22 protein-coding genes are annotated in these 22,785 nt (G+C 37.5%); 19 read left to right on the top strand and 3 right to left on the bottom strand.

The window, feature by feature from the left end; all coding sequences use genetic code 11:
• Positions 1–144 precede the first annotated feature (144 nt).
• Positions 145–858: a glucosaminidase domain-containing protein gene (locus QRD39_RS00190; protein ID WP_021145253.1), complete on the top strand. Its 714-nt coding sequence runs from the start codon at positions 145–147 to the stop codon at positions 856–858.
• A gap of 83 nt (positions 859–941) precedes the next feature.
• Here QRD39_RS00190 and QRD39_RS00185 read toward each other — a convergent pair whose 3' ends face one another.
• Positions 942–1,850 (bottom strand): LysR family transcriptional regulator, encoded by a 909-nt coding sequence (locus tag QRD39_RS00185; RefSeq protein ID WP_002888521.1) that lies wholly within the window; start codon positions 1,848–1,850, stop codon positions 942–944.
• Positions 1,851–2,055: 205 nt separating this feature from the next.
• Here QRD39_RS00185 and glmS point away from each other — a divergent pair, with 205 nt between their 5' ends.
• The 9 genes from glmS to adhP all read left to right on the top strand — a co-directional run bounded on the left by glmS (position 2,056) and on the right by adhP (position 9,946).
• Positions 2,056–3,864, top strand: a complete 1,809-nt coding sequence (gene glmS, locus QRD39_RS00180) for a glutamine--fructose-6-phosphate transaminase (isomerizing) (protein WP_285955229.1) — start codon at positions 2,056–2,058, stop codon at positions 3,862–3,864.
• 110 nt (positions 3,865–3,974) lie between these two features.
• Positions 3,975–4,304, top strand: a complete 330-nt coding sequence (locus QRD39_RS00175; protein ID WP_021145256.1) for a zinc ribbon domain-containing protein YjdM — start codon at positions 3,975–3,977, stop codon at positions 4,302–4,304.
• A 196-nt stretch (positions 4,305–4,500) separates the two neighbouring features.
• Positions 4,501–5,142 (top strand): amino acid ABC transporter permease, encoded by a 642-nt coding sequence (locus tag QRD39_RS00170; protein ID WP_285955228.1) that lies wholly within the window; start codon positions 4,501–4,503, stop codon positions 5,140–5,142.
• Between the two features lie 8 nt (positions 5,143–5,150).
• Entirely contained in the window at positions 5,151–5,780 is a 630-nt protein-coding gene (locus tag QRD39_RS00165; RefSeq protein WP_002888526.1) for an amino acid ABC transporter ATP-binding protein, read from the top strand.
• Positions 5,781–5,792: 12 nt separating this feature from the next.
• Positions 5,793–6,644 (top strand): amino acid ABC transporter substrate-binding protein, encoded by an 852-nt coding sequence (locus QRD39_RS00160; protein WP_008534762.1) that lies wholly within the window; start codon positions 5,793–5,795, stop codon positions 6,642–6,644.
• A gap of 112 nt (positions 6,645–6,756) precedes the next feature.
• Positions 6,757–8,172, top strand: coding sequence for a Y-family DNA polymerase (locus tag QRD39_RS00155; protein ID WP_285955227.1), 1,416 nt, complete (start codon positions 6,757–6,759; stop codon positions 8,170–8,172).
• Positions 8,169–8,546, top strand: coding sequence for a hypothetical protein (locus QRD39_RS00150; protein WP_143567209.1), 378 nt, complete (start codon positions 8,169–8,171; stop codon positions 8,544–8,546). Before QRD39_RS00155 ends, QRD39_RS00150 begins: the two co-directional genes overlap by 4 nt.
• Positions 8,524–8,805 carry a DUF5960 family protein gene (locus QRD39_RS00145; RefSeq protein ID WP_021151803.1) on the top strand — a complete coding sequence of 94 codons (282 nt, stop codon included), beginning with the start codon at positions 8,524–8,526 and terminating at the stop codon, positions 8,803–8,805. Before QRD39_RS00150 ends, QRD39_RS00145 begins: the two co-directional genes overlap by 23 nt.
• Before the next feature lie 121 nt (positions 8,806–8,926).
• Positions 8,927–9,946, top strand: coding sequence for an alcohol dehydrogenase AdhP (adhP, locus tag QRD39_RS00140; RefSeq protein WP_002888530.1), 1,020 nt, complete (start codon positions 8,927–8,929; stop codon positions 9,944–9,946).
• A 652-nt stretch (positions 9,947–10,598) separates the two neighbouring features.
• Here adhP and QRD39_RS00135 read toward each other — a convergent pair.
• The gene (locus QRD39_RS00135; RefSeq protein ID WP_003097338.1) at positions 10,599–10,925 is read right to left on the bottom strand and encodes a helix-turn-helix domain-containing protein; all 327 of its coding nucleotides are present in this window, start codon (positions 10,923–10,925) and stop codon (positions 10,599–10,601) included.
• Positions 10,926–11,085: 160 nt separating this feature from the next.
• Between QRD39_RS00135 and QRD39_RS00130 the strand changes: the two genes are divergently transcribed.
• The 3 genes from QRD39_RS00130 (at position 11,086) to QRD39_RS00120 (ending at position 16,156) form a co-directional block, all read left to right on the top strand.
• The gene (locus tag QRD39_RS00130) at positions 11,086–14,130 is read left to right on the top strand and encodes an SEC10/PgrA surface exclusion domain-containing protein (protein ID WP_285955226.1); all 3,045 of its coding nucleotides are present in this window, start codon (positions 11,086–11,088) and stop codon (positions 14,128–14,130) included.
• A 148-nt stretch (positions 14,131–14,278) separates the two neighbouring features.
• Positions 14,279–14,641, top strand: coding sequence for a hypothetical protein (locus QRD39_RS00125; protein WP_285955225.1), 363 nt, complete (start codon positions 14,279–14,281; stop codon positions 14,639–14,641).
• Positions 14,642–14,824: 183 nt separating this feature from the next.
• On the top strand, positions 14,825–16,156 hold the full coding sequence (locus QRD39_RS00120) for a DUF6287 domain-containing protein (RefSeq protein WP_285955224.1): 1,332 nt from the start codon (positions 14,825–14,827) through the stop codon (positions 16,154–16,156).
• 213 nt (positions 16,157–16,369) lie between these two features.
• On the opposite strand, the gene guaA is transcribed toward QRD39_RS00120, so the two are convergent.
• Positions 16,370–17,932, bottom strand: a complete 1,563-nt coding sequence (guaA, locus tag QRD39_RS00115; RefSeq protein ID WP_002888506.1) for a glutamine-hydrolyzing GMP synthase — start codon at positions 17,930–17,932, stop codon at positions 16,370–16,372.
• A gap of 164 nt (positions 17,933–18,096) precedes the next feature.
• On the opposite strand from guaA, the gene QRD39_RS00110 reads away from it, so the two are divergent.
• The 6 genes from QRD39_RS00110 (at position 18,097) to QRD39_RS00085 (ending at position 22,741) form a co-directional block, all read left to right on the top strand.
• Positions 18,097–18,795 (top strand): GntR family transcriptional regulator, encoded by a 699-nt coding sequence (locus tag QRD39_RS00110; protein ID WP_002888505.1) that lies wholly within the window; start codon positions 18,097–18,099, stop codon positions 18,793–18,795.
• 65 nt (positions 18,796–18,860) lie between these two features.
• Entirely contained in the window at positions 18,861–19,193 is a 333-nt protein-coding gene (locus QRD39_RS00105; protein ID WP_156685100.1) for a putative DNA-binding protein, read from the top strand.
• 32 nt (positions 19,194–19,225) lie between these two features.
• Positions 19,226–20,788 carry a signal recognition particle protein gene (gene ffh, locus QRD39_RS00100; protein WP_143567212.1) on the top strand — a complete coding sequence of 521 codons (1,563 nt, stop codon included), beginning with the start codon at positions 19,226–19,228 and terminating at the stop codon, positions 20,786–20,788.
• A gap of 102 nt (positions 20,789–20,890) precedes the next feature.
• Complete coding sequence (locus QRD39_RS00095) at positions 20,891–21,418, top strand: ECF transporter S component (protein WP_285955223.1); 528 nt, start codon at positions 20,891–20,893, stop codon at positions 21,416–21,418.
• Positions 21,419–21,441: 23 nt separating this feature from the next.
• Entirely contained in the window at positions 21,442–21,957 is a 516-nt protein-coding gene (locus QRD39_RS00090) for a transcription repressor NadR (protein ID WP_002888502.1), read from the top strand.
• A gap of 94 nt (positions 21,958–22,051) precedes the next feature.
• Positions 22,052–22,741, top strand: a complete 690-nt coding sequence (locus QRD39_RS00085; protein ID WP_285955222.1) for an XRE family transcriptional regulator — start codon at positions 22,052–22,054, stop codon at positions 22,739–22,741.
• Positions 22,742–22,785 lie beyond the last annotated feature (44 nt).

Here is a 22,785-nt window from a genome sequence, read left to right as displayed (position 1 = left end):
ATTATATCTTATTATTTAGGCTATGTAAAGGTGTTATTAGGGCTTGTTTTTTGGGAAAACATCTCTATAACTTGCTAAGGGCCTTTTTTTCTGATAGAATAGTATTAAAATATTATAATGGGAAATCTTAAGAAGGAAGGCTATATGTATCGTCATTTAAAGAAGTATTTGATTTTTATTGTGGGAGCTTTTATTTGTTCATTATTTTTAGTCTTAGCTTTTACAACCGATAGAAAAAATGATAACAGTGTCAACGCTAAAGCTGAAGCTGCTTATAACCAAACGACTACTGCTTTTATTGGTAGTATCGGTGAAACTGCGAGACAAATTGGTCAAGACTATAATATCTATGCTTCTGTTCTAATTGCTCAAGCTATTCTTGAATCGAATTCTGGGCAGTCAGGTCTTAGTCAAGCACCTTATTACAACTTTTTTGGAATTAAAGGAACTTACAATGGAAACTCGGTAACAATGCGTACTTGGGAAGATGATGGTACAGGGAAGACTTATGAGATTGATCAGCCGTTCCGTTCTTATGGTAGCTTGAGCGACTCTTTGGCGGATTACGCCGCTTTGATGACATCATCAACTTATGCTGGAACTTGGAAATCTAATACAAGCAGTTATGCGGATGCTACTCAAGCACTTACAGGAACATATGCTACAGATAGTCTTTATGCTTCTAAGTTGAACAGTATTATTGCCTACTATGGTCTTACTGCCTATGACCAAGCTCCAGTTACCCAAACAACAGGTTCAACTGGTAGTCTTGTTTGGAATCGCTATAGAGGGTCTTACACGGACGCTGAAACTTTATCTATAGACGAGGCTTGGGCAAGCTATAAAAATTATAAATAATAGTAAGAGTCGAAAGGCTCTTTTTTTGCGCACTTAAAAATCCCCAGCAACATATGTGGGGATTAAGATGAGAAGTCGTTAGCTTAGTTGTCAAAAGTAACTTCTTTAACAAGGTTATCTAGAAATTGTTCTCCCATTTTAGAGAGTGTTGCCTTTTCATGCTTCAGGTAAACAATATCAATTTCATCATCAATATCGAGTGGAATAGAGACAATGTTGTCACCATTTAAGTTACTATTTAAGATACCAGTGGCAATAGTGTAACCATCCAAACCAATTAATAGATTGAAGAGGGTCGCACGGTCTGAAACTACTATAGATTTTTTGTGGGGAATTTGTGAGAGAATTTCTTCGGAATAGTAGAAGGAATTATGAATTCCTTGATCGTAACTAAGGTATGGGAAGTCTTCTAAATCTTCTAAAGAGACAATCTCATGCTTGGCCAATGGATTTGATTTGCTGACAAAGATATGAGGTCTGGCTTTAAAGAGACTGGTATATGTGAGACGGTTGTCATCAAACATCTTAGTCAAGACGTCACGATTATAGCTATTAAGAAAGAGGACGCCGATTTCTGATCGAAAGTTCTTAACGTCTTCAATGATTTCATAAGTGCGAGTTTCACGTAAGAAGAGCTCATAACGTGTCATATCAGCTCTCTTGAGAAGTGAGACGAAGGCATTAACCACAAAGGCATAGTGTTGTGAAGAAACACTGAACAATTCACGTGTTTCGGTATGACTTTTGTAACGTTCTTCCAAAAGGTTAGTTTGTTCCACTACCTGACGGGCATAGGAAAGAAACTCGACCCCATCCTTGGTTAAGGTGATTCCCTTAGGGTTACGGATGAAAATATCAATCCCCATTTCTCTTTCCAAATCACGGACAGCATTAGAAAGACTCGGTTGTGTAATGAAAAGTTGTTTTGCGGCCTCATTCATAGAGCCGGTTTCGACGATTTTAATAATATAATGTAACTGTTGAATTCGCATAGCTTTATTATAGCATATTTTAAGGATTATTCCTTAGGATAAGAAGTGTTAAAAGTTCTTTTTAGGACTATACCAATTTTTATGCTTGACAATGTTAAGTATATGGAATATACTGTCATCGTTAAGCTTTCTTAAGAGCTTATTGACTATACCAATTTAAAATGAAGGAGACATAACCTCCTTAATATGGGGTTATATAAAAAATATGTGCGGAATTGTCGGTGTTGTAGGGAACACAAATGCAACTGATATCTTGATTCAAGGACTTGAAAAGTTAGAATACCGAGGATATGATTCAGCTGGTATCTTTGTAGCTAGTGATACATCTAGTCAATTAATTAAGGCTGTGGGCCGTATTGCAGAACTTGCTGCTAAGACTAAAGGAGTAGAGGGAACATCTGGCATTGGACATACTCGTTGGGCGACTCACGGGAAACCGACAGAGGACAATGCTCACCCACACCGCTCAGAAACAGAACGTTTTGTTTTGGTTCATAATGGTGTTATTGAAAACTATCTTGAAATTAAGGAAGAATACCTTTCTGGTCATCATTTCAAAGGTCAAACCGATACTGAAATTGCTGTTCACTTGATTGGTAAATTTGTTGAAGAAGACGGTTTGTCAACCCTTGAAGCTTTCAAGAAGGCTCTTCATATTATTCGTGGATCGTATGCCTTTGCCCTCATGGATTCAGAAGATGCCTCAACAATTTATGTGGCAAAAAACAAATCACCACTTTTGATTGGTCTTGGTGATGGCTATAATATGGTCTGCTCAGATGCCATGGCTATGATTCGTGAAACAAATCAATATATGGAAATTCACGATCAAGAGTTGGTTATCGTGAAGGCGGATAGTGTTGAAGTTCAAGACTATGATGGAAATGTCAAAGAACGTGATAGTTATACAGCTGAGCTTGATCTTTCTGATATTGGTAAAGGAACATACCCATACTATATGCTCAAAGAAATTGATGAGCAACCAACAGTGATGCGTAAGCTTATTCAAGCCTATACAGATGATAAGGGTCAAGTGACTGTGGATGCTGATATTATTAAGGCTGTTCAAGAAGCTGACCGTATCTATATTCTTGCAGCAGGAACTTCTTATCATGCTGGTTTTGCTTCTAAGAAGATGCTTGAAGAATTGACTGATACACCAGTTGAGCTTGGTATTTCTTCTGAGTGGGGTTATGGTATGCCACTCCTTAGCAAGAAACCTCTCTTTGTCTTTATTAGTCAATCAGGTGAAACAGCAGATAGTCGTCAGGTTCTTGTTAAAGCTAACGAAATGGGTATTCCAAGTTTGACAGTAACAAATGTTCCAGGTTCAACGCTTTCACGTGAAGCAGACCATACAATGCTTCTTCACGCTGGACCAGAAATTGCTGTCGCTTCTACTAAAGCTTATACTGCTCAAATTGCAACTTTGGCTTTCTTGGCAAAAGCAGTGGGTGAAGTTAATGGTAATGAAAAAGCTAAGGCCTTTGACTTGGTTCACGAATTGTCTCTCGTGGCTCAATCTATCGAATCAACACTTTCTGAAAAAGAAGTTATTGATGGGAAAGTTGCCAACCTTCTTGCAGAAACACGTAATGCATTCTATATCGGACGTGGACAAGATTATTATGTGGCTATGGAAGCTAGTCTTAAATTGAAAGAAATCTCATATATCCAATGTGAAGGTTTTGCAGCAGGTGAGTTGAAACATGGTACAATTGCTCTTATCGAAGATGGTACGCCTGTTATCGCTCTCTTGTCTGATTCAGTCCTTGCTAGCCATACTCGTGGTAACATTCAAGAAGTAGCAGCACGTGGTGCTAAAGTCTTGACTATTGCGGAAGAAAATGTCGCTAAAGAAGATGATGACATCGTTCTTAACAACGTTCATCCATATTTGTCACCAATCTCAATGGTTGTGCCAACTCAATTAATTGCTTATTTTGCAACGCTTCATCGTGGACTTGACGTTGATAAACCACGTAACTTGGCTAAGTCAGTTACTGTTGAATAAAAATGCCAACACCTCTGATTTTTCTAGGAGGTGTTGTTTGTTTTTACTCTTGCGTAATTACTCATTCTAAAGTAGAATAATAGCTATATCAGAATTTTTAGGAGAGAAATATGTCACTACCAAATTGTCCCAAATGTAACTCAGAGTATGTTTATGAAGATGGTATCTTGTTAGTCTGTCCAGAATGTGCCTATGAGTGGGATCCAAACGAGGTTGCAGAAGAAGGGCTTGTGGTTCTTGATAGCAACGGAACACGTCTTACTGATGGTGATACTGTCACAGTTATTAAAGACCTTAAGGTTAAGGGTGCTCCCAAAGACATCAAGCAAGGAACACGTGTTAAAAATATTCGCTTAGTTGAAGGTGACCACAACATTGACTGTAAGATTGATGGTTTTGGTGCTATGAAACTTAAATCTGAATTTGTCAAGAAAGTCTAAAATTAGTGCATAGGTAGGTAAGCTTAAATATTTACAATTGCTAATATTAGCTAAGTCTTTGAGGAGTGAGGCTGGGGACTCAAGTTCATTACAATGAGTTCGGCCTCTCTCCTTTTAGTATTTTCAAAATTTTATACCCTTTTTTCGTTTTTTTTGGTATAATATTCAAAAATACTAAATAATTATAGGAGTTTATATGTCATACGTTTTGGAAGTATTACCAGCCCTTTTGAATGGTGCGGTAGTTACACTTCAAGTATTTTTCATTGTTATCGTACTGTCGATTCCATTAGGGATTGTGCTTGCTTTCTTAATGCAGATTAAGTTCAAACCTTTAAATTGGTTGTTGACCCTCTATGTTTGGATTATGCGTGGGACACCGCTCCTTTTGCAACTGATATTTGTGTATTATGTTCTTCCGAGTATTGGGATTGTCTTTGACCGTCTACCAGCTGCCATTATTGCTTTTACCCTTAACTATGCAGCTTATTTTGCAGAGATTTTTCGTGGAGGAATCTTGGCTATTCCGAAAGGTCAATATGAAGCTGCCAAGATGCTTAAATTGAGTCCTTTCCAAACGATTCGCTATGTTATCCTTCCTCAAGTGGTCAAGATTGTTTTGCCAAGTATCTTCAACGAAATTATTAACTTGGTTAAAGATTCATCATTGGTTTATGTTCTTGGAGTCGGAGACCTCCTTTTGGAAAGTCGTACCGCTGCCAATCGTGATGCGACCTTAGCACCTATGTTTGTGGCTGGAGCTATCTATCTTATCCTTGTTGGTGTGGTAACTGTAGCTTCTAAACGTATCGAAAAGAAATTCAACTACTACAAATAGGAGACCTTATGTTAGAATTAAAAAATATTTCCAAGCAATTTGGTCAACACAAAATTTTTGATAAATACAACTTAACTGTTGAAGAGGGGAAAATCCTAGCTATCGTTGGGCCATCTGGTGGTGGTAAGACAACTCTTTTGCGTATGTTAGCGGGACTTGAAACCATTGATTCTGGGCAAATTATCTATGAAAATGAAGAGATTCCTTTGGATCAGATGGAAAGTCGTAATTTGCTGGGCTTTGTTTTCCAAGATTTTCAACTGTTTCCGCACTTGACTGTCTTAGATAACCTGATGCTTTCGCCAATTAAGACGATGGGAATGTCTAAAGAAGATGCCCAGAAAAAAGCCCAAGGTTTGCTTGACCGTTTAGGACTTGGAGCTCACGGAAATGCTTATCCTTACTCTCTTTCTGGAGGACAAAAACAACGGGTTGCTTTTGCGCGTGCTATGATGATTGATCCGAAAATCGTCGGCTATGATGAACCAACCTCAGCGTTGGACCCTGAGTTGCGTCAAGAAGTGGAGAAATTGATTTTGCAGAATCGTGATACAGGGATTACGCAAATTGTTATCACTCACGATATGCAGTTCGCACAGAACATCGCTGATGAGATTGTCACTATCAATCCAAAATAGTGAGGATTTTGCATGAAAAAAATAGTAAAAACAGTTTTGCTAGGCTGTCTTGTTCTCTTGCCTTTGTTTGCGCTATCAGCTTGCAGCTCGCGCTCACATTTTGCAACTCAGAAAGACCAGTGGCAAACCTACACCAAAGAAAAGAAAATCAAAATTGGTTTTGATGCGACCTTTGTTCCTATGGGATATGAGGAGAAAAATGGTAGCTATGTCGGTTTTGATATTGATCTTGCTACCGCAGTTTTTAAATTGTACGGTATTGATGTTGAATGGCAAGCCATTGACTGGGATATGAAGGAAACAGAATTAAAAAATGGGACAATTGATCTCATTTGGAATGGCTACTCAGTTACTGATGAACGTAAGCAGTCAGCAGACTTTACGGAACCTTATATGATCAATGAACAAGTACTGGTAACCAAAAAATCTTCAGGAATTGATTCTGTTGCAGGAATGTCCGGTAAGACCTTAGGTGCTCAGGCAGGTTCCTCTGGTTATGATGCTTTCAATGCTTCTCCGAAAATTTTGAAGAATATTGTTGCTAACCAAAAAGCAGTTCAATATTCAACCTTTACACAAGCCTTGATTGACCTGGAGAGTGGACGTATTGATGGCTTGTTGATTGACCGTGTGTACGCTAATTACTACCTAGAGAAATCAGGGGTTCTGGATCAGTATAACGTTATGCCTGCTGGGTATGAGGGTGAAAGCTTTGCCGTAGGTGCCCGTAAATCAGATAAGACTCTAATCACAAAAATTAATCAAGGATTTGAAACCCTTTATAAAAATGGTGAATTCCAAAAGATTTCTAACAAATGGTTTGGTGAAGATGTTGCCACAGACCAAGTTAAAGGGAAAAAATAAGATGATAACAACATTCTAGAAGGGATGTTGTTATTTTTTACGAAAAATACTTGAAATAAAACAAGTTATATTTTATACTATTGTTAGTTTATAAACTAACGAAGGAGCAAGCATGGGATATTTTGATTATTCAAGAGAGCCACAAAGTGATATTGCTTTTGTAGATATGAAATCTTTCTATGCGAGTGTGGAGTGTGTTGAACGTGGCCTGCATCCTCTTAAAACTTCTCTATGTGTGATGAGTAGGGCTGAAAATGCGAATGGTTTGATACTAGCTTCTTCACCCATATTTAAAAAAGTTTTTGGTAAGTCAAATGTTAGTCGTTCTTATGACTTACCTTTTGACATTCATTCTCGTAAGTTTCATTATTATAATGCCAAAAAACAAGGACTGCCAACGGATAGGGATTTTGTAGATTATATCGAATCTTGGGCCAAGGTTACCTTTATCGTCCCTCCTAGAATGGACCTTTATATCAAGAAGAATATTCAAATTCAACATATTTTCCAGAATTATGCTAGTGTTGAAGATATTCTTCCCTACTCGATTGATGAGGGTTTCATTGATCTCACATCGTCACTGAATTACTTTATTCCCGATAGGACTGTTACTAGAAAAGATAAGTTAGATATGATTTCAGGGCGTATCCAAAGAGATATTTGGAGGGAGACAGGTATTTACTCAACAGTTGGGATGTCTAACAGCAACCCCTTATTGGCTAAGTTAGCTCTTGATAATGAGGCTAAACATACGGCTACTATGAGAGCCAACTGGTCCTATGAAGATGTCGAGACTAAGGTTTGGAATATTCCCCATATGACTGATTTCTGGGGGATTGGAAAGCGAATGGAGAAGCGTCTAAACAAGTTGGGAATTTTCTCTATTCTAGAACTTGCGAATAGCAATCCTGATATCCTTAAAAAGGAATTAGGTGTTGCTGGACTGGACCTCTTTTTTCATGCCAATGGTATTGATGAGAGTAATGTTCATAAACCTTATAAACCAAAGTCACATGGCTTAGGAAATTCTCAAATCTTACCACGAGACTATGAGCGTCAAGCTGATATAGAATTGATTCTAAGAGAGATGGCAGAACAGGTAGCCATTAGATTAAGACGAGCCCATAAGAAAGCTTGTCAAGTTTCCATTAGCATTGGATTTTCAAAGTTAGAAGGCAAACGTTCGCTACAAGCACAGATGAAGATTGAACCTGCTAATAATACGAGAGTACTAATAAGCCACGTCATTGCACTCTTTAGGAAGAGGTATCAAGGAGGAGCTGTTCGAAGTGTGAGTGTCTCTTATGCAAATTTTGTAGATGAAGGGCTTCAAATTCTTTCTTTATTTGATAATCCAGATGACATTGATAAAGAAGAAAGGCTTCAAGCAGCTATAGATAGTATTCGCCAGGAATTTGGCTTTACTACTCTTCAAAAGGCTAATGCTTTACAAGAGGCCTCTAGGAGCCTTGCTCGTAGTAGGCTTATTGGTGGACACTCTGCTGGAGGATTGGATGGCTTAAAATGATAGACCGTAGTTACCTTCCCTTTCAATCAGCTAGGGAGCATCAAGATAGGGGAATGATGAAGTGGATGGGCTTTTTCTTGTCAGAACACACAAGTTCCTTATATGAAGATAAGACTAAAGAAGATTTTACGAGTCATTTGGAGGATTTGGAGAAATTTACCCTATTAAACCAGCTTTATACGGGACAATTATTGGGAAGTTTTCAGATAAAGGATAAAAATAGATGCTGTAGATGTAGTGGCTATGTGGTTGACTTGAATCTTAATCAAGTTACGGTAAAATCTGATAAGCAGCATATACGGATTTACATTAAGGATATACTAGAAATTAGCTTGGGAGTTGAAGCCATAAATGAAGAAGAGAAAAATTTATGACGATAAGCTTCAGATTGACTATTTTTCTGATAGCTATTTAAAATTTGAAGAAGATTTTTATCGCTATTCTGCTATGGATATACCTCTGACCTTCTTGACGGATGACATTTTAAGAGAAATGGCAATCAGTCAGAAGAACTATTTTTTATTGAATAAAGAGAATGCTAGGGATGGACGCAGCCATTATTTCCATTTTGAGGTCAGTCTTCTGGATTCTAGGACACTTGTAAGAAAATACAAGTATCTTGGAAATGATTGATTGGTACAAAGGGCTTTCACGAAAATTTCTAGATGGTAGAGAAAAAATATTGTAAGCGTTGACATTTGTTGTGCAAGTGCTACAATGAAAGTGTTAAAGTTCTTATATGGAGGTAACTAAAATGAGAGCAGTTGTTGTTAATAATGAAGGTACAGGAGTAGAAGTTGTTAATCATGACAAACCAGCGGTAGTAGGACATGGTCAAGCTTTGGTTAAAGTGGAATATTGTGGTGTCTGTCATACGGACCTTCACGTAGCTCATGGAGATTTTGGTAAGGTTCCAGGTCGTATCTTGGGACATGAAGGAATTGGTATTGTCGAAGAAGTGGGTGAAGGCGTTGAAACACTTAAAAAAGGCGACCGTGTGTCAATTGCTTGGTTCTTTGAGGGATGTGGCCATTGTGAATATTGTACAACTGGTCGTGAAACTCTCTGTCGTTCTGTAAAAAATGCAGGTTATAATGTGGATGGTGGTATGAGTGACTATGCCTTGGTTACAGCTGACTATGCTGTGAAAGTTCCGGAAGGACTTAACCCAGCTCAAGCTTCATCTATTACTTGTGCAGGAGTCACAACCTATAAAGCGATTAAAGAGGCTAAAGTTGAACCTGGTCAATGGGTTGCAATCTACGGTGCTGGAGGACTAGGTAACTTGGCTATTCAATACGCTAAGAAAGTGTTTAATGCACGAGTAGTAGCTGTTGATATCAACCAAGATAAACTTGATTTGGCTAAAGAATCTGGTGCTGATTTAGTTGTAAATGGTAAGGAAGTTAAAGATGTGGCAGGCTATATCCAAGAAAAAACTGGTGGTACTCACAGTGCAGTTGTAACAGCTGTTTCTAAAGTTGCTTTCAACCAGGCTGTTGATAGTGTACGTGCCGGTGGGACAGTCGTTGCGGTTGGTCTACCATCTGAATATATGGAGCTCTCAATTGTCAAAACAGTTCTAGATGGTATCCGTGTTGTTGGATCTCTTGTAGGTACACGTAAAGACTTGGAAGAAGCCTTTGACTTCGGTGCACAAGGTTTGGTAGTACCGGTTGTTGAAACCGTTCCTGTTGATACAGCGGTAGAAGTCTTTGATCAAATGGAAAAAGGACAAATCCAAGGACGTAAAGTACTGGATTTCACTAAGTGATAATATCTCTCTTATAGTGTTATCACGATTACTTGAAGAGTAGAGCAGTTTAAACAGACTAAATCACTTTTGAAAGAAGCTTATCAGAATAAAATTCCACCGATTTATTTGTGTCGATGGAATTTTTGTTTGTTACGTGACTTTAAGTCTGTTTTGCTTCGAAGGTGCGAAACAAATAAATCATCGGTTAGACGTGTGGCTATGATTTTATCAGATTCTATTATCTTAGGGAAATAATAATTTAAATTTAGTTATGCCAAATATGATATTCAAAAGGGTTTAGAGTCAGGTATTTACAAACAGTTTGTTTTTACTATCAGAGATAATAAGGGATAAATTACTAAGCATCTCAAAGTATTGGATTTTTTAAAAGATATTGCAAATAAATAAATTAGGAACAAGACTGTAAAAATGAGTCTCGTTGGTGCAGGGGTTGTTGTCGTAGGAGGGGCTAGTTATTATGGTTATCATACTATTAGAATGAACAATTTTTCATAATTTTTGATAAAAAGAATGCTTCAGTATCCGATTTATATATCACAATGATAAATAAAGAAAGCTAAAAAGACTTATCTCTATGCAATATTGAGATAAGTCTTTTACTTAAATTCTAATTTAACCTATAGTAGTTGTTCAGTTCAAAAAGGTTCTGTTATTTTGTTTCAGTCATAATAGTATTGATAGCTGTGATTAATTTCTTTTGTTTGTACTCAGGCAATGCTTTTAAATTGTCAATCAATTTTACCAAATCGCTATCTTCTTCTTTTAGTGTGACATCAAAGAAAGTGGGGATATCCACATCTAAGGCTTTCATAATTTTTTCAAGAGTTTTGATTTTAATGTTAGGTTCTAGATTTTCAATTTTATAAACGTAATTTGTCCCCAATTCAGCTTTTTCTTCAAGCATTTCTTGGGTCATTCCCTCTTTTATTCGTAAGACTCTAATACGCTTACTGATATATTCTTGTAGATTTGACATAAACCACCTCGCAAGGTTAATTTTACAACCCTAAAAGGTTGGTTATAACACCTTAAAAGGTTAAAAACAACTTTACAAGGTTGTTTTTAAGTTATATAATGTAAACATTACAATATAGGAATTGTATAATTTATTGAAAATAAAAGGAGTTTTAGCGTTAATGGAAAAGAAAGAGGCTATTAAGGCATTGGCTGGAGTCTCGACGGTGATTGCAGCGACAGGATTAACGTCTGTAGCGAATGCTAATCAACAAGAAGCCCCAAAAACAGAAGTTGATACTTCAAGTTCTAAAGTAACTATTCAAGCTCTTAAAGAAGCTGAGAACAAACAAAGTGTAACGGTACAAGCAGTAAACGCTCAACAAGATGTAGTTAAGAAGGCCATCACTGAAGAAGAGATAGCTGAAAAAAATGAAGCTACGGCTAAGGAAACTCTTGATGAAGCTCAAATTATAAAAGACAAGGCCACTCCTGCTGAAATTGATAAAACTAAACAAAGTATTAGTGAAACAGAATCAGCAATCGAAAATCAAGATGTTCAACTTCAGAATGCTCAAGCTGAGACTGCTAAAGCTCAAGATAAAGTTAACAAACAAACTGAAATTGTTAACAGTGATCAAACAAAGATTACTACTCAAGAAACTAATGTAGCGAATGCTAAAACCAATGTAGAAACTGCTCAAAAAAATCTTGATGATACAGGAGCTAAAGAAATCATCTCAGAACGAGATAATGCTCAAAGTGATTTGGAATCGAAAAAAGCTGCTGAAGCTAATGCCAAAAGCAAGCTAGAAGAAGCACAGAAAGCTGATGCTGATAAAAAAGTTAAACTTGAACAAGCTGAAAAAGATGAAAAACTTCAAGCTAAAGCTGTTGAAGACACTTCTAAAACTTTGAGTGATGCTGAAGCTAAGGCTAAACAGACTAAAGAGCAACTCAATAATGCTAATATTGCTGTAATTAATGCTCAAGCAGCACTTGATGGTACAGGAGCTAAAGAAATCATCTTAGAGCGAGACAATGCTCAAACTGATTTGGTAACGAAAAAAGATGCCGAAGCAGAGGCTGAAAGAAAGTTGAAAGAAGCTCAAAAAACTGATGCTGATAAAAAAGCTAAAATCCAAGCATTGACAGAAACTTTGACAGCTCAACAAAATGTAGCTTCGAGAACTTCAACAGAATTGACAGCTGCTATAGCTGTTGCGGCTGAAGCTAAGTCTAAAAAAGAAGAAGCAGACAAAGCTGTAAAACGTTTGGAAGATAAACTAACTAGTTTAGAAAATCTTAGCACTATTGAAATTCCAGAAGAGGTTGCAAGTGCTTATCGAAGCTTCTATGAAGATAAAACAGAAGCAAACAAAGATAAGCTCTTTGATGCTGTTCAGACTTGGTGGGATAACCGTGATTATAGCAAAGAATACAACTATCCTGCTGACGATACTGTAATCAACGATCTTAGCAATTTAACAAAAGAACAAATTGCTAACCTCTCACTCTATCAAGCAAGTTTGATTCAACAAGTGCGAAAAACTATCTGGGGTGATTCAGAAATTCTTGTGACAGAAGATGTTGTTACAGCAATGAAGAATATCACAACTGCTTATTCGAACATGTCAAATCCTGATGGAGACCATCTTCTTAGTGCACTAACTAATTATGGAACCGATACTACGCATTGGAAGGCAGAAAACCTCGGTTACATCAAAGCTAAACCAACTACAATGTCAGCTTTGTATAAAGGTATTTATAAATCTATTATCAATACTTTTGGTAGTGACTACAATCAGAATTATGCACATATCATTACAACAGTTGGAGGAAAACCTGACTATAAAAACGGTAAGGTTGTTCCAAATTATATTGGTGCTGCAACAAGCGTAACACCAGAAGGTCTTGGATTGATGCATGAAATTCATTTCAATCACACTTCGTCAGATACTGATAAAATATTAGCTAATCCATTTGACTCTTCAATTGTAAAAACTCAATTAGCTGACGCTAAAGCTGTTCAAACTTCTGCGGATAATGCTAACAAAACAGCCCAAAACCGATTAACTACAGCATCAGTAGCAAATAAAGCAGCTCAGGATGCTGTATCTAGTACAACAAAAACTTTGAACGCACTCAAAGCAATTGCTGACCTCACACTTGATGCCAAAGCTAAGTTGGATGAAGCTACTGAGGCACGTAAGAATGCAGAAAGTCAATTCAGTAACGCTCAAAAAGCAGTTGACAATCTTAACGCTGATGTTGCTACTAAAACTAAAGCTCTTGCCAATGCGAAAGTAGCACAAGAAAAAGCCAACAACGCAAACAAAGTCGCTAATGAAGAATTAAATTATGCGCAGGCTAAAAATAAACTTGCTAATGAAGTACTCTCAGAAACTCGCAATAAGATTGCTTCACTCAAAGTAACTGCTGACCTCACACCTGATGCTAAAGTCAAATTGGCTAAAGCGACTTCGGCGCGTGAATTAGCTGAGCTAAGATTAATTAATGCTCAAACAGCTGTTAATAATCTTAGCTCAGATGTTGCAACTAAGACTAAAGCTCTTGCGGATGCTAAAGCAACACTTCAAAATGAAGAAGCTAAGTTGGAAGAACTTAAAGCTCAAAAAGCTAAAGATGAAAAAGAACTTGCTTCTCTTCAAGAAACAGTGAACGCTTTGAAAGCGAATGAAGTTAAAATCAAAGACGAGATTAAATCTCTTCAAACTAAACTTCAAGAAACAAAAGACTACCTTAGCAAACTAGAAAATGCTGATAGTAATTTAGAAAAAGCTAAAGTTGCTTATAAATTAGCAGTAGAAAAACATAAAGAAGCTAAATCAATTCTTGATAAAGAAACTGAAAAACTTAAACGGTTGCTTATCAATAAGCGTGATGCAGTAGCTCAATATGAAGCTGTGAAAGCAGCTTATACACAAGCTCAAGTAAGAGAACAATATGAAGTCATTTCTCAACGAGGTGATGTTCCAGTTCCTCTCCTTAATGAAAATGGCCAAATAGTAGGTTATAACTCTTCATTTTCCCGAGATGTCAGAACTGCTGTTCGCACTATTACCGATAATGTCGTTTCGAAACATGGCGTACCGATCTATCAAGCATCATTACCTGAAACAGGTGAAGGTGATACAGCGATTTATACGCTTTCAGGAATTACGTTTCTTGCTCTAGCTGGAGTGATGAGAAAGAAGAAGTTATAAATTATAGTTTCTAAATTGCTTTACTGAGTGAGAAGTTATGACATAACTAAAGAATCACTGCCTTAATTCAATCACAATTACTTCCATATTCTAGAGAAGTTGAGAATAAAAAAATAAGTTTTATTAATAATAAATAGGAGAATATAAAATGAAAAAAGTATTAATTATTGTTTCTGTTGTTGTAATCGCACTAGCAGGTATTGGTGTAGGAACATATTTCTTAACCCGTGAAAAGTCTCCGGAACAACAGGTCGTCGGGACTTGGTACGACGGAGAAAATGACGTAACGATTGAGTTGAAATCAAATAAGAGCCTAAAAATTACAAAAGAAAGTGGAGAATCTAGAATAGGTACTTGGCGCATTGCAGGTGATAAAATTAAGTTTACAGCAACAAGTGGTCCAAAAGCTGAAGGTGAACTTTCGACAGGAAAGATTGAATCTATTTTCTTTGAATTCACTAATACCAATGTGAGTTATGCACTTCACGATGCCACCTATGAAAAACAATAAATAGTTATAGGACTCTCATGAAGATTCATCGTACTCTTCAACGGAGTCCTATTTTGCTGAAATAGTTTTTGCATATAGAATCTTCCAATTAATATTGACTTATTGAAAGATTTACTAACTATTTCTACCCTATATTTTAGTTTGATCAATGTTAAGTTGTAGAAAATTTGCCAATGAGTAGTGGTGGGTAATCAAATCAAAACATTTAGAGGAAATAAATTTATTGAAAGAATAGGAGAACTTAATATGAAAAAATGGATACTGATATCTCTTTTAAGCCTGAGTAGTTTGACCTTAGTTGCGTGTGGCTCTAATCAAATGAAGCAGGTAACACAGCAATCATCTTCGTCTAGTAAGCAAGAATTAAAGAGAAATAGACAGGAAGCATTTCAAACGGTCTTAGATCGTTATAAATCTTATCAGCAAGCAATAAATAGTGGTGATGCTAGTCGATTAACTGAAGCCTTGAAACAGGTTGAAGCTACATCTGAGGAATACATGCTCATTGATAATTTAGGGCATTCAGGGACGTCAGTTGATTTTCAATATGCGTTTGTAGACTTAGATAAAGATGGACAGGACGAGTTATTGATTGGTAAACAAGATTATATTTCTGCAATATATTATCTAAAAAATAGTCAACCTACTTTGTTACATGTTGCCTATGCAGCACCTGTTGGTGGAGCACGCTCATCTCTCACTGCTTATAAAAACGGTCAGGTAGTATTTGCTGCCTGGCAATCATCGAATCCAGAAGTAAACCTAACTTTATACAAAGTTGAAGCTAGTGTCCCAAATAAGGAAAAAGAAACTACGATACAAATAAATAATAAGAAGAAAATCGAAGATGAACTAGGTATTTCGTCTACGGCTTTGAATCTCAAAAACTTAAAGTGGGAATCAATTGATAAAGGTTCAACGACTTCTTCAAAAGAAAGTGATATGAAATCTTCTAGTCAGAGTGAGGATATTAAGTCAGAAACTGGTTTTCAGGTTCGTGTGCAAATATCGGATTTGGAAATACGCAAAGAACCTAGTGCTAAGTCTCAGTCTCTGGGCAAGATATCTCAAGGTATTCACACTATTTCGGAAACAACAAGTGCAGAAGGTTACACTTGGGGCAAATTACAATCTGGTCAAGGATGGATTGCTCTTGATTATACGGAACGAATAGAAGGTGATAAACAAACTCAATCGGAATCTAGTGGTATGAACATTCAAGAAATTCAAACAGGTAATTTTTCAAGTGTTAAAGGATCTTGGAGAAATGCACAAGGTAATAGTATTACTTTCGATGCCAATGGCTTGACCCAAGTGAATGGTAATCCTTCGGGTGATGTAGTTTTTGAAAAGTTCGCCGTCCAAGGAGAAAAGCTCACAGCCGTTACAAAAACATCAGAAGGTATTAGTGAGACACCAATAGTGTTTACTCCAAAGGGACAAGATGGAAGAGAGTCAATTTTTTGGAGTAAAAATCATGTCAGTGATGGAGCGGAAATTTATTATCGAGAGTAGAAGATGGGAAATTAATTTTAAGAAAAAATTTTCTGACCCATATCATTGCTTATTGGTTTATTTTTGTAATTAAGATATAAAAAATCCCCACCAGAATTTCTTTCTGGTGGGGTATTTGGTGGGGAACCAAATATAATTAATTAGATTTTAGCGTTTTAAAACAATTCAAAATGCTGTTAAATCAATCAAGTCACTTTAAATTAGGTTTATATTTTACTCCCACTCTACTGTTGCAGGTGGTTTACTTGTAATATCGTAGACGATACGGTTAACGTGGTCAACTTCGTTAACGATTCGAACAGAAATCTTTTGAAGAACTTCCCATGGAAGTTTCGCAAAGTCAGCTGTCATACCGTCAATTGAAGTGATGGCACGGATAGCGATAGTGTAGTCGTAAGTACGGCCATCACCCATAACCCCGACAGAGCGAACGCCTGTGTTAACTGTGAAGTATTGCCATACATCACGGTCAAGACCAGCTTTGGCAATCTCTTCACGAAGGATAGCATCAGACTCACGAACAGTTTCAAGTTTCTCTTCAGTGATTTCACCCATAACACGGATGGCAAGTCCAGGTCCTGGGAATGGTTGGCGCCAAACGACTTCGTCAGGCATTCCCATTTCAGTACCAAGGGCACGTACTTCATCTTTAAAGAGGGTATTAAGCGGTTCAATCAATTCAAACTGCATGTCTTCTGGAAGACCACCGACGTTGTGGTGAGATTTGATTGTTTGAGCTGTCTCAGTACCTGATTCAATAATATCAGTATAAAGTGTTCCTTGAGCTAGGAAGTCAACGCCTTTAAGCTTACTTGCTTCGTCATCAAAGACATAGACAAACTCGTTACCGATGATTTTACGTTTTTTCTCAGGATCATCAACACCAGCCAAGAGGTCTAGAAAGCGTTTAGAAGCATCAACACGGATAATGTTAAGGCCAAATTTACCTCCAAGCATCTCCATAACTTGGTCACCCTCACCTTTACGGAGAAGACCGTGATCAACGAAAATACATGTCAATTGGTCTCCGATAGCTTTTTGCAAGAGAACACCAACAACAGATGAATCAACCCCACCTGAAAGTCCAAGAAGAACTTTGCGGTCACCAACTGTTTCACGGATTTGTGCAATTTGCATATCTACGAAGTTAGCCATTGACCAATCACCTTTGGCACCACAGATACCAAAAGCAAAGTTTTTCAAGATATCATTACCATATACAGAGTGACGAACTTCTGGGTGGAATTGGATACCGTAGAAGTTTTTCTCCGTATTTTCCATTGCTGCAAATGGGCAATCCACTGAGTCACCGACTAGATGGAACCCTTCCGGAATCTCTGTAACAGCATCACCGTGGCTCATAAGGACGACCTGCTCTTCAGGAGTACCAGCAAAGAGTTTAGAGTCAGCACGAAGTCGAAGTGTTGATTGACCATATTCACGGTTACCAGCTTCACCGGCAGGAAGAACTTTACCACCAAGTTTGTGAGTCAACAGTTGCATTCCGTAACAAATACCGAGGATTGGAATACCGAGTTCAAAAATCTCAGGATCAATGCTAAAAGCGTCATCAGCATATACAGAGTTTGGACCACCAGAAAGTACGATACCGATTGGATTAATCTCGCGCACTTCTTCAGCAGAAATCTTATGGCTCTTCAACTCAGAGAAAACGCCGAATTCACGAATACGACGTGCAATAAGCTGATTGTATTGGCTACCATAGTCTAGAACAATGATTTTCTGCACATCATTCAATGTAGAAATGTCAGTCATTATTACCCTTTCTTTTTACGTCACATAAGGACTCTTATGCTTTCATTGTATCACAAATTTAAGGACTTAGCACCTAGATTTATACGAGAAACTACAAGTCATTTAATCACCTTTACAATTCTGACACTTTTTTTGTAAAATAGGGATAACAAGGGGGGTATTAGATGTTACCAGCGTATATTCGCATACATGATAAAATAAAAAAAGATATTGATGAAGGTACTTGGAAAATTGGGCAACGTCTTCCTAGTGAGCGAGATCTTTGCGAAACTTTTGATGTCAGTCGCATGACTGTACGGCAGGCCATTACACTGTTAGTTGACGAGGGAATTTTGGAGCGTAAACCAGGTAGTGGGACCTTCGTTGCCAGTAGTCGTGTTAAGGAGAAGATGCGTGGAACCACGAGTTTTACGGAAATCGTCAAAGCGCAAGGCAAGAAACCGTCTAGTCAGCTTATTTCTTATAAACGTCTACATCCCAATGAGTTTGAAATCAAGAATTTAGGTGTCTTACCACAGTCTTATGTGATTAGGATGGAGCGTGTTCGCTTTGCCGATGACATCCCAGTTGCATATGAGATTGCTAGTATCCCTGAAAAGATTATCCGTGGCTTTGAAGAATCTGAAATTACAGAACATTTCTTCAAGACCTTAACCGATAATGGTTATGAAATAGGGAAGAGCCAACAAACCATTTCGGCTAGTTTGGCCAATAGTAGTCTAGCCAAGCACCTCAAGGTTAAGACTGGTGATGCCCTCTTAAGTCTGACGCAAATTTCCTTTCTTCAAGATGGACAGGCTTTCGAATATGTACGTAGCTACTATGTCGGTGATCGTTTTGAGTTTTATTTGGAGAACAATTAGAAGACACTGCTTTTTTCTGCACAAGAATCGTGCTAACACCATGATTTTATGGTAAAATGAAGCTTATGGAAATTGAAAAAACCAATCGCATGAATGCTCTTTTTGAGTTCTATGCTGCCTTGTTAACAGATAAGCAGATGAACTATATTGAGCTTTATTATGCGGATGATTATAGTTTGGCAGAAATTGCTGAAGAATTTGGCGTCAGTCGTCAGGCGGTATATGATAACATCAAACGTACTGAGAAGATTTTGGAAGCTTACGAGATGAAACTACATATGTATTCAGATTACATCGTCCGTAGCCAAATTTTTGATGATATCATGGAAAAATACCCAGATGATAGCTATCTTCAGGAACAAATTGAAATTCTAAGTAGCATTGATAATAGAGATTAGATTCAAGCAGAAAGTAAGAGAGGAAATAATATATGGCTTTTGAAAGCTTAACGGAACGCTTGCAAGGCGTTTTCAAAAATTTAAGACGTAAAGGAAAACTTTCAGAGAAAGAAGTTCAAGAAGTCACTAAAGAGATTCGTTTGGCACTCCTTGAAGCAGACGTTGCCCTACCGGTTGTTAAGACATTTATCAAACGTGTTCGTGAACGTGCCGTAGGTCACGAAATCATTGATACTCTTGATGCTTCACAACAAATCATCAAGATTGTTAATGAAGAATTGACAGAGATTCTTGGGTCTGAAACATCTGAAATTGAGAAATCTCCAAAGATTCCAACAATCATTATGATGGTTGGTCTCCAAGGGGCTGGTAAAACAACCTTTGCTGGTAAATTAGCTAATAAGCTGATTAAAGAACAAGAAGCTCGCCCAATGATGATAGCGGCGGATATCTATCGTCCAGCAGCCATTGACCAGTTGAAGACCTTGGGCCAACAAATTAATGTTCCTGTTTTTGATATGGGAACAGAGACACCAGCGGTTGAGATTGTCAAAAATGGTTTGGAACAAGCGCGTGCCAATAAAAATGACTATGTCTTGATTGATACGGCGGGTCGTTTGCAGATTGACGAAACCCTCATGCAAGAGTTGCGTGATATCAAGGATTTCGCCCATCCAAACGAAATCCTCTTGGTTGTTGATAGCATGATTGGTCAGGAAGCTGCTAATGTTGCCAAGGAGTTCAATGAACAACTGGATATCACAGGTGTCGTTCTTACTAAAATTGACGGTGACACACGTGGTGGTGCGGCTCTTTCTATTCGTGAGATTACTGGTAAGCCAATTAAATTTACAGGTACTGGTGAGAAAATCACAGATATTGAGACTTTCCACCCAGACCGTATGTCAAGCCGTATCTTAGGTATGGGTGACCTTCTTACCCTTATTGAAAAAGCTTCTCAAGAGTACGACGAGAAAAAATCTCTTGAGTTGGCTGAAAAGATGCGTGAAAACACCTTTGACTTCAATGACTTCATCGACCAATTAGACCAAGTGCAAAATATGGGTCCTATGGAGGATTTGCTTAAGATGTTGCCAGGTATGGCTAACAATCCAGCCTTGGCTAATGTTAAAGTAGACGAGAAACAGATTGCTCGCAAGCGTGCTATTGTATCATCAATGACACCAGAAGAACGAGAAAATCCAGATCTTTTGACACCAAGTCGTCGTCGCCGTATTGCCAATGGTTCGGGAAATACCTTCATCGAAGTAAACAAGTTTATTAAAGACTTCAACCAAGCCAAACAAATGATGCAAGGTGTTATGTCTGGTGATATGGAGCAAATGATGCGTCAAATGGGTCTTAACCCAAATAATATGCCAAAAAACATGCCAAATATGCCTGATATGGGTAATATGGATATGTCTGCCCTTGAAGGCATGATGGGTGGCGCAGGTATGCCGGACCTTGGGAACATGGACCTTAGCCAAATGCTTGGTGGTGGTCTTAAAGGTAAGGTCGGTTCATTTGCTATGAAACATGCTATGAAACGTCAAGCTAACAAGATGAAGAAGGCTAAGAAAAAACGTAAATAAGGAAGGACTAGAGCTTATGGCTCTAGTTTTTTTATGGCATATTGACTTCTAGGGATATACATTGTAATATACTAGTGTATATACAATAAAAAGGAGTAGATTATGAAACCGAAAAAGAGAATTCAAGAAATGACCTTTGCAGCTTTGTTAACTGCGATTGCTATCCTTATCCCAATTATTATGCCAATTAAATTAATCATTCCACCGGCTTCTTATACCTTGGGGAGTCACGTTCCAATATTTCTAGCTATGTTTATATCGCCCTGGGTAGCAGCTTTTGTTATCTTAGCGTCTAGTTTAGGATTCCTTATGGCCGGCTATCCGATTGTCATTGTTTTTAGGGCATTCTCGCATATCGTCTTTGGTTTGTTAGGAGCTTTTTATTTGAAAAAATTCCCTCAAACAATAGAAAACCATAAATCATCACTAATTTTTAACTTTGTTTTAGGTGTTATTCATGCTGTAGCTGAAGTAATTGCTTGTGTGATTTTTTATTCAGTAACGGGAGAGGACTTCCAAAAACTATTTTATGTTCTGTTTGTTTTAGTTGGATTTGGTACTATTGTCCATAGTATGATAGACTATGTTATAGCATTAACGATTTTCAAAAGTATTCGAAAAATTCGATAGTTGTAAGAGGAGTTGTTTAGTCTATGACTTTAAATCGCAAGCAAGAATTATTGGCACTGTTAAAGCAGTCTAAAGAAGCGATAAATGGGCAGAGTTTGGCGGAACATTTTGGTGTTACCCGTCAAATCATTGTCCAAGATATTGCACTTTTGCGAGCAGATGGTGCTCAAATTATTTCAACTAACAGGGGTTATATTTATAAAAACAGTGATGATAATTCTTATGAGCATCGACTCTTTAAAGTGAATCATACGGTGAATGACATGGAAGAAGAGCTTCTAGCTATTGTCGATAATGGGGGGCGTATTCAAAATATCATGATTGATCATCCAGTCTATGGTGAAATCCAAACCTTGTTGAAGTTGACTTGTCGTCGAGATGTTAGACATTTTTTAGAACAAGCAGCGTCAAGTGATTTTCGTCCACTATCTGAATTAACCAATGGTGTTCACTATCACCTTGTTGAAGCTGATAGTCAACAAGATTTAGATTACATTGAAGAGGCACTTGACAATATAGGATTTTTGGTCAAAGAATAATACAAAAGAGAAATGTAAAAGTAGTTGATTTCACTTGAAATCAACTACTTTTTTTGGTAAACTTATGTTAGTTTATTAACTTACGGAGGTGGCTATGTTTTCAGGACAAAAACTAAAGGAAATTCGAGAAGCGCAAGGAATGAGCCAAGCATCAGTGGCTAAGCATCTGGGAATTTCACGCTCCTCTTATTTTAATTGGGAAAATGGTAAGACAAAGCCAAATCAAAAGAATCTTACAGTATTGTCCCAACTTTTTGGCGTGGCTGAAACCTATTTTCTGTCTGAACATGAGATAGTGGAAGTTTACTTGGAACTTAATGACGAAAATCGTAAAGAAGCTTTGCGACTCACTAAGGCTCTTTTAGAAGAACAAGAAGCAGAAAAGCAGAAAGCACCTGTTATTCCGCTTTATTCTTACAAAGTTTTCGAGCGTTTATCAGCCGGAACAGGATATACTTATTTTGGTGATGGCAATTATGATGAAGTTTTCTATGATGAAGAATTAGACCATGATTTTGCTTCTTGGGTTTTTGGAGATTCTATGGAACCCACTTACTTAAATGGAGAAGTAGTGTTGATCAAACAAACTGGTTTTGATTATGATGGTGCTGTTTATGCTGTGGATTGGGATGGTCAAACCTATATCAAAAAGGTTTATCGTGAGGAAGAGGGCTTGCGTTTAGTTTCTCTTAATAAACGCTATGGTGACAAATTTGCTCATTATGATGAAGACCCTCGAATTATCGGTAAAATTGTCGGTAACTTCATGCCTATTGAGGCCTAACCAAGTGATAACAATTGGGAATCTCAACCTAAATCTGTTATAAT

This window comes from Streptococcus raffinosi (assembly GCF_030284685.1).
Taxonomy (GTDB): domain Bacteria; phylum Bacillota; class Bacilli; order Lactobacillales; family Streptococcaceae; genus Streptococcus; species Streptococcus raffinosi.
Note: the sequence above shows the minus strand (reverse complement) of the source record. Positions and strands in the feature narration are given on the sequence as shown.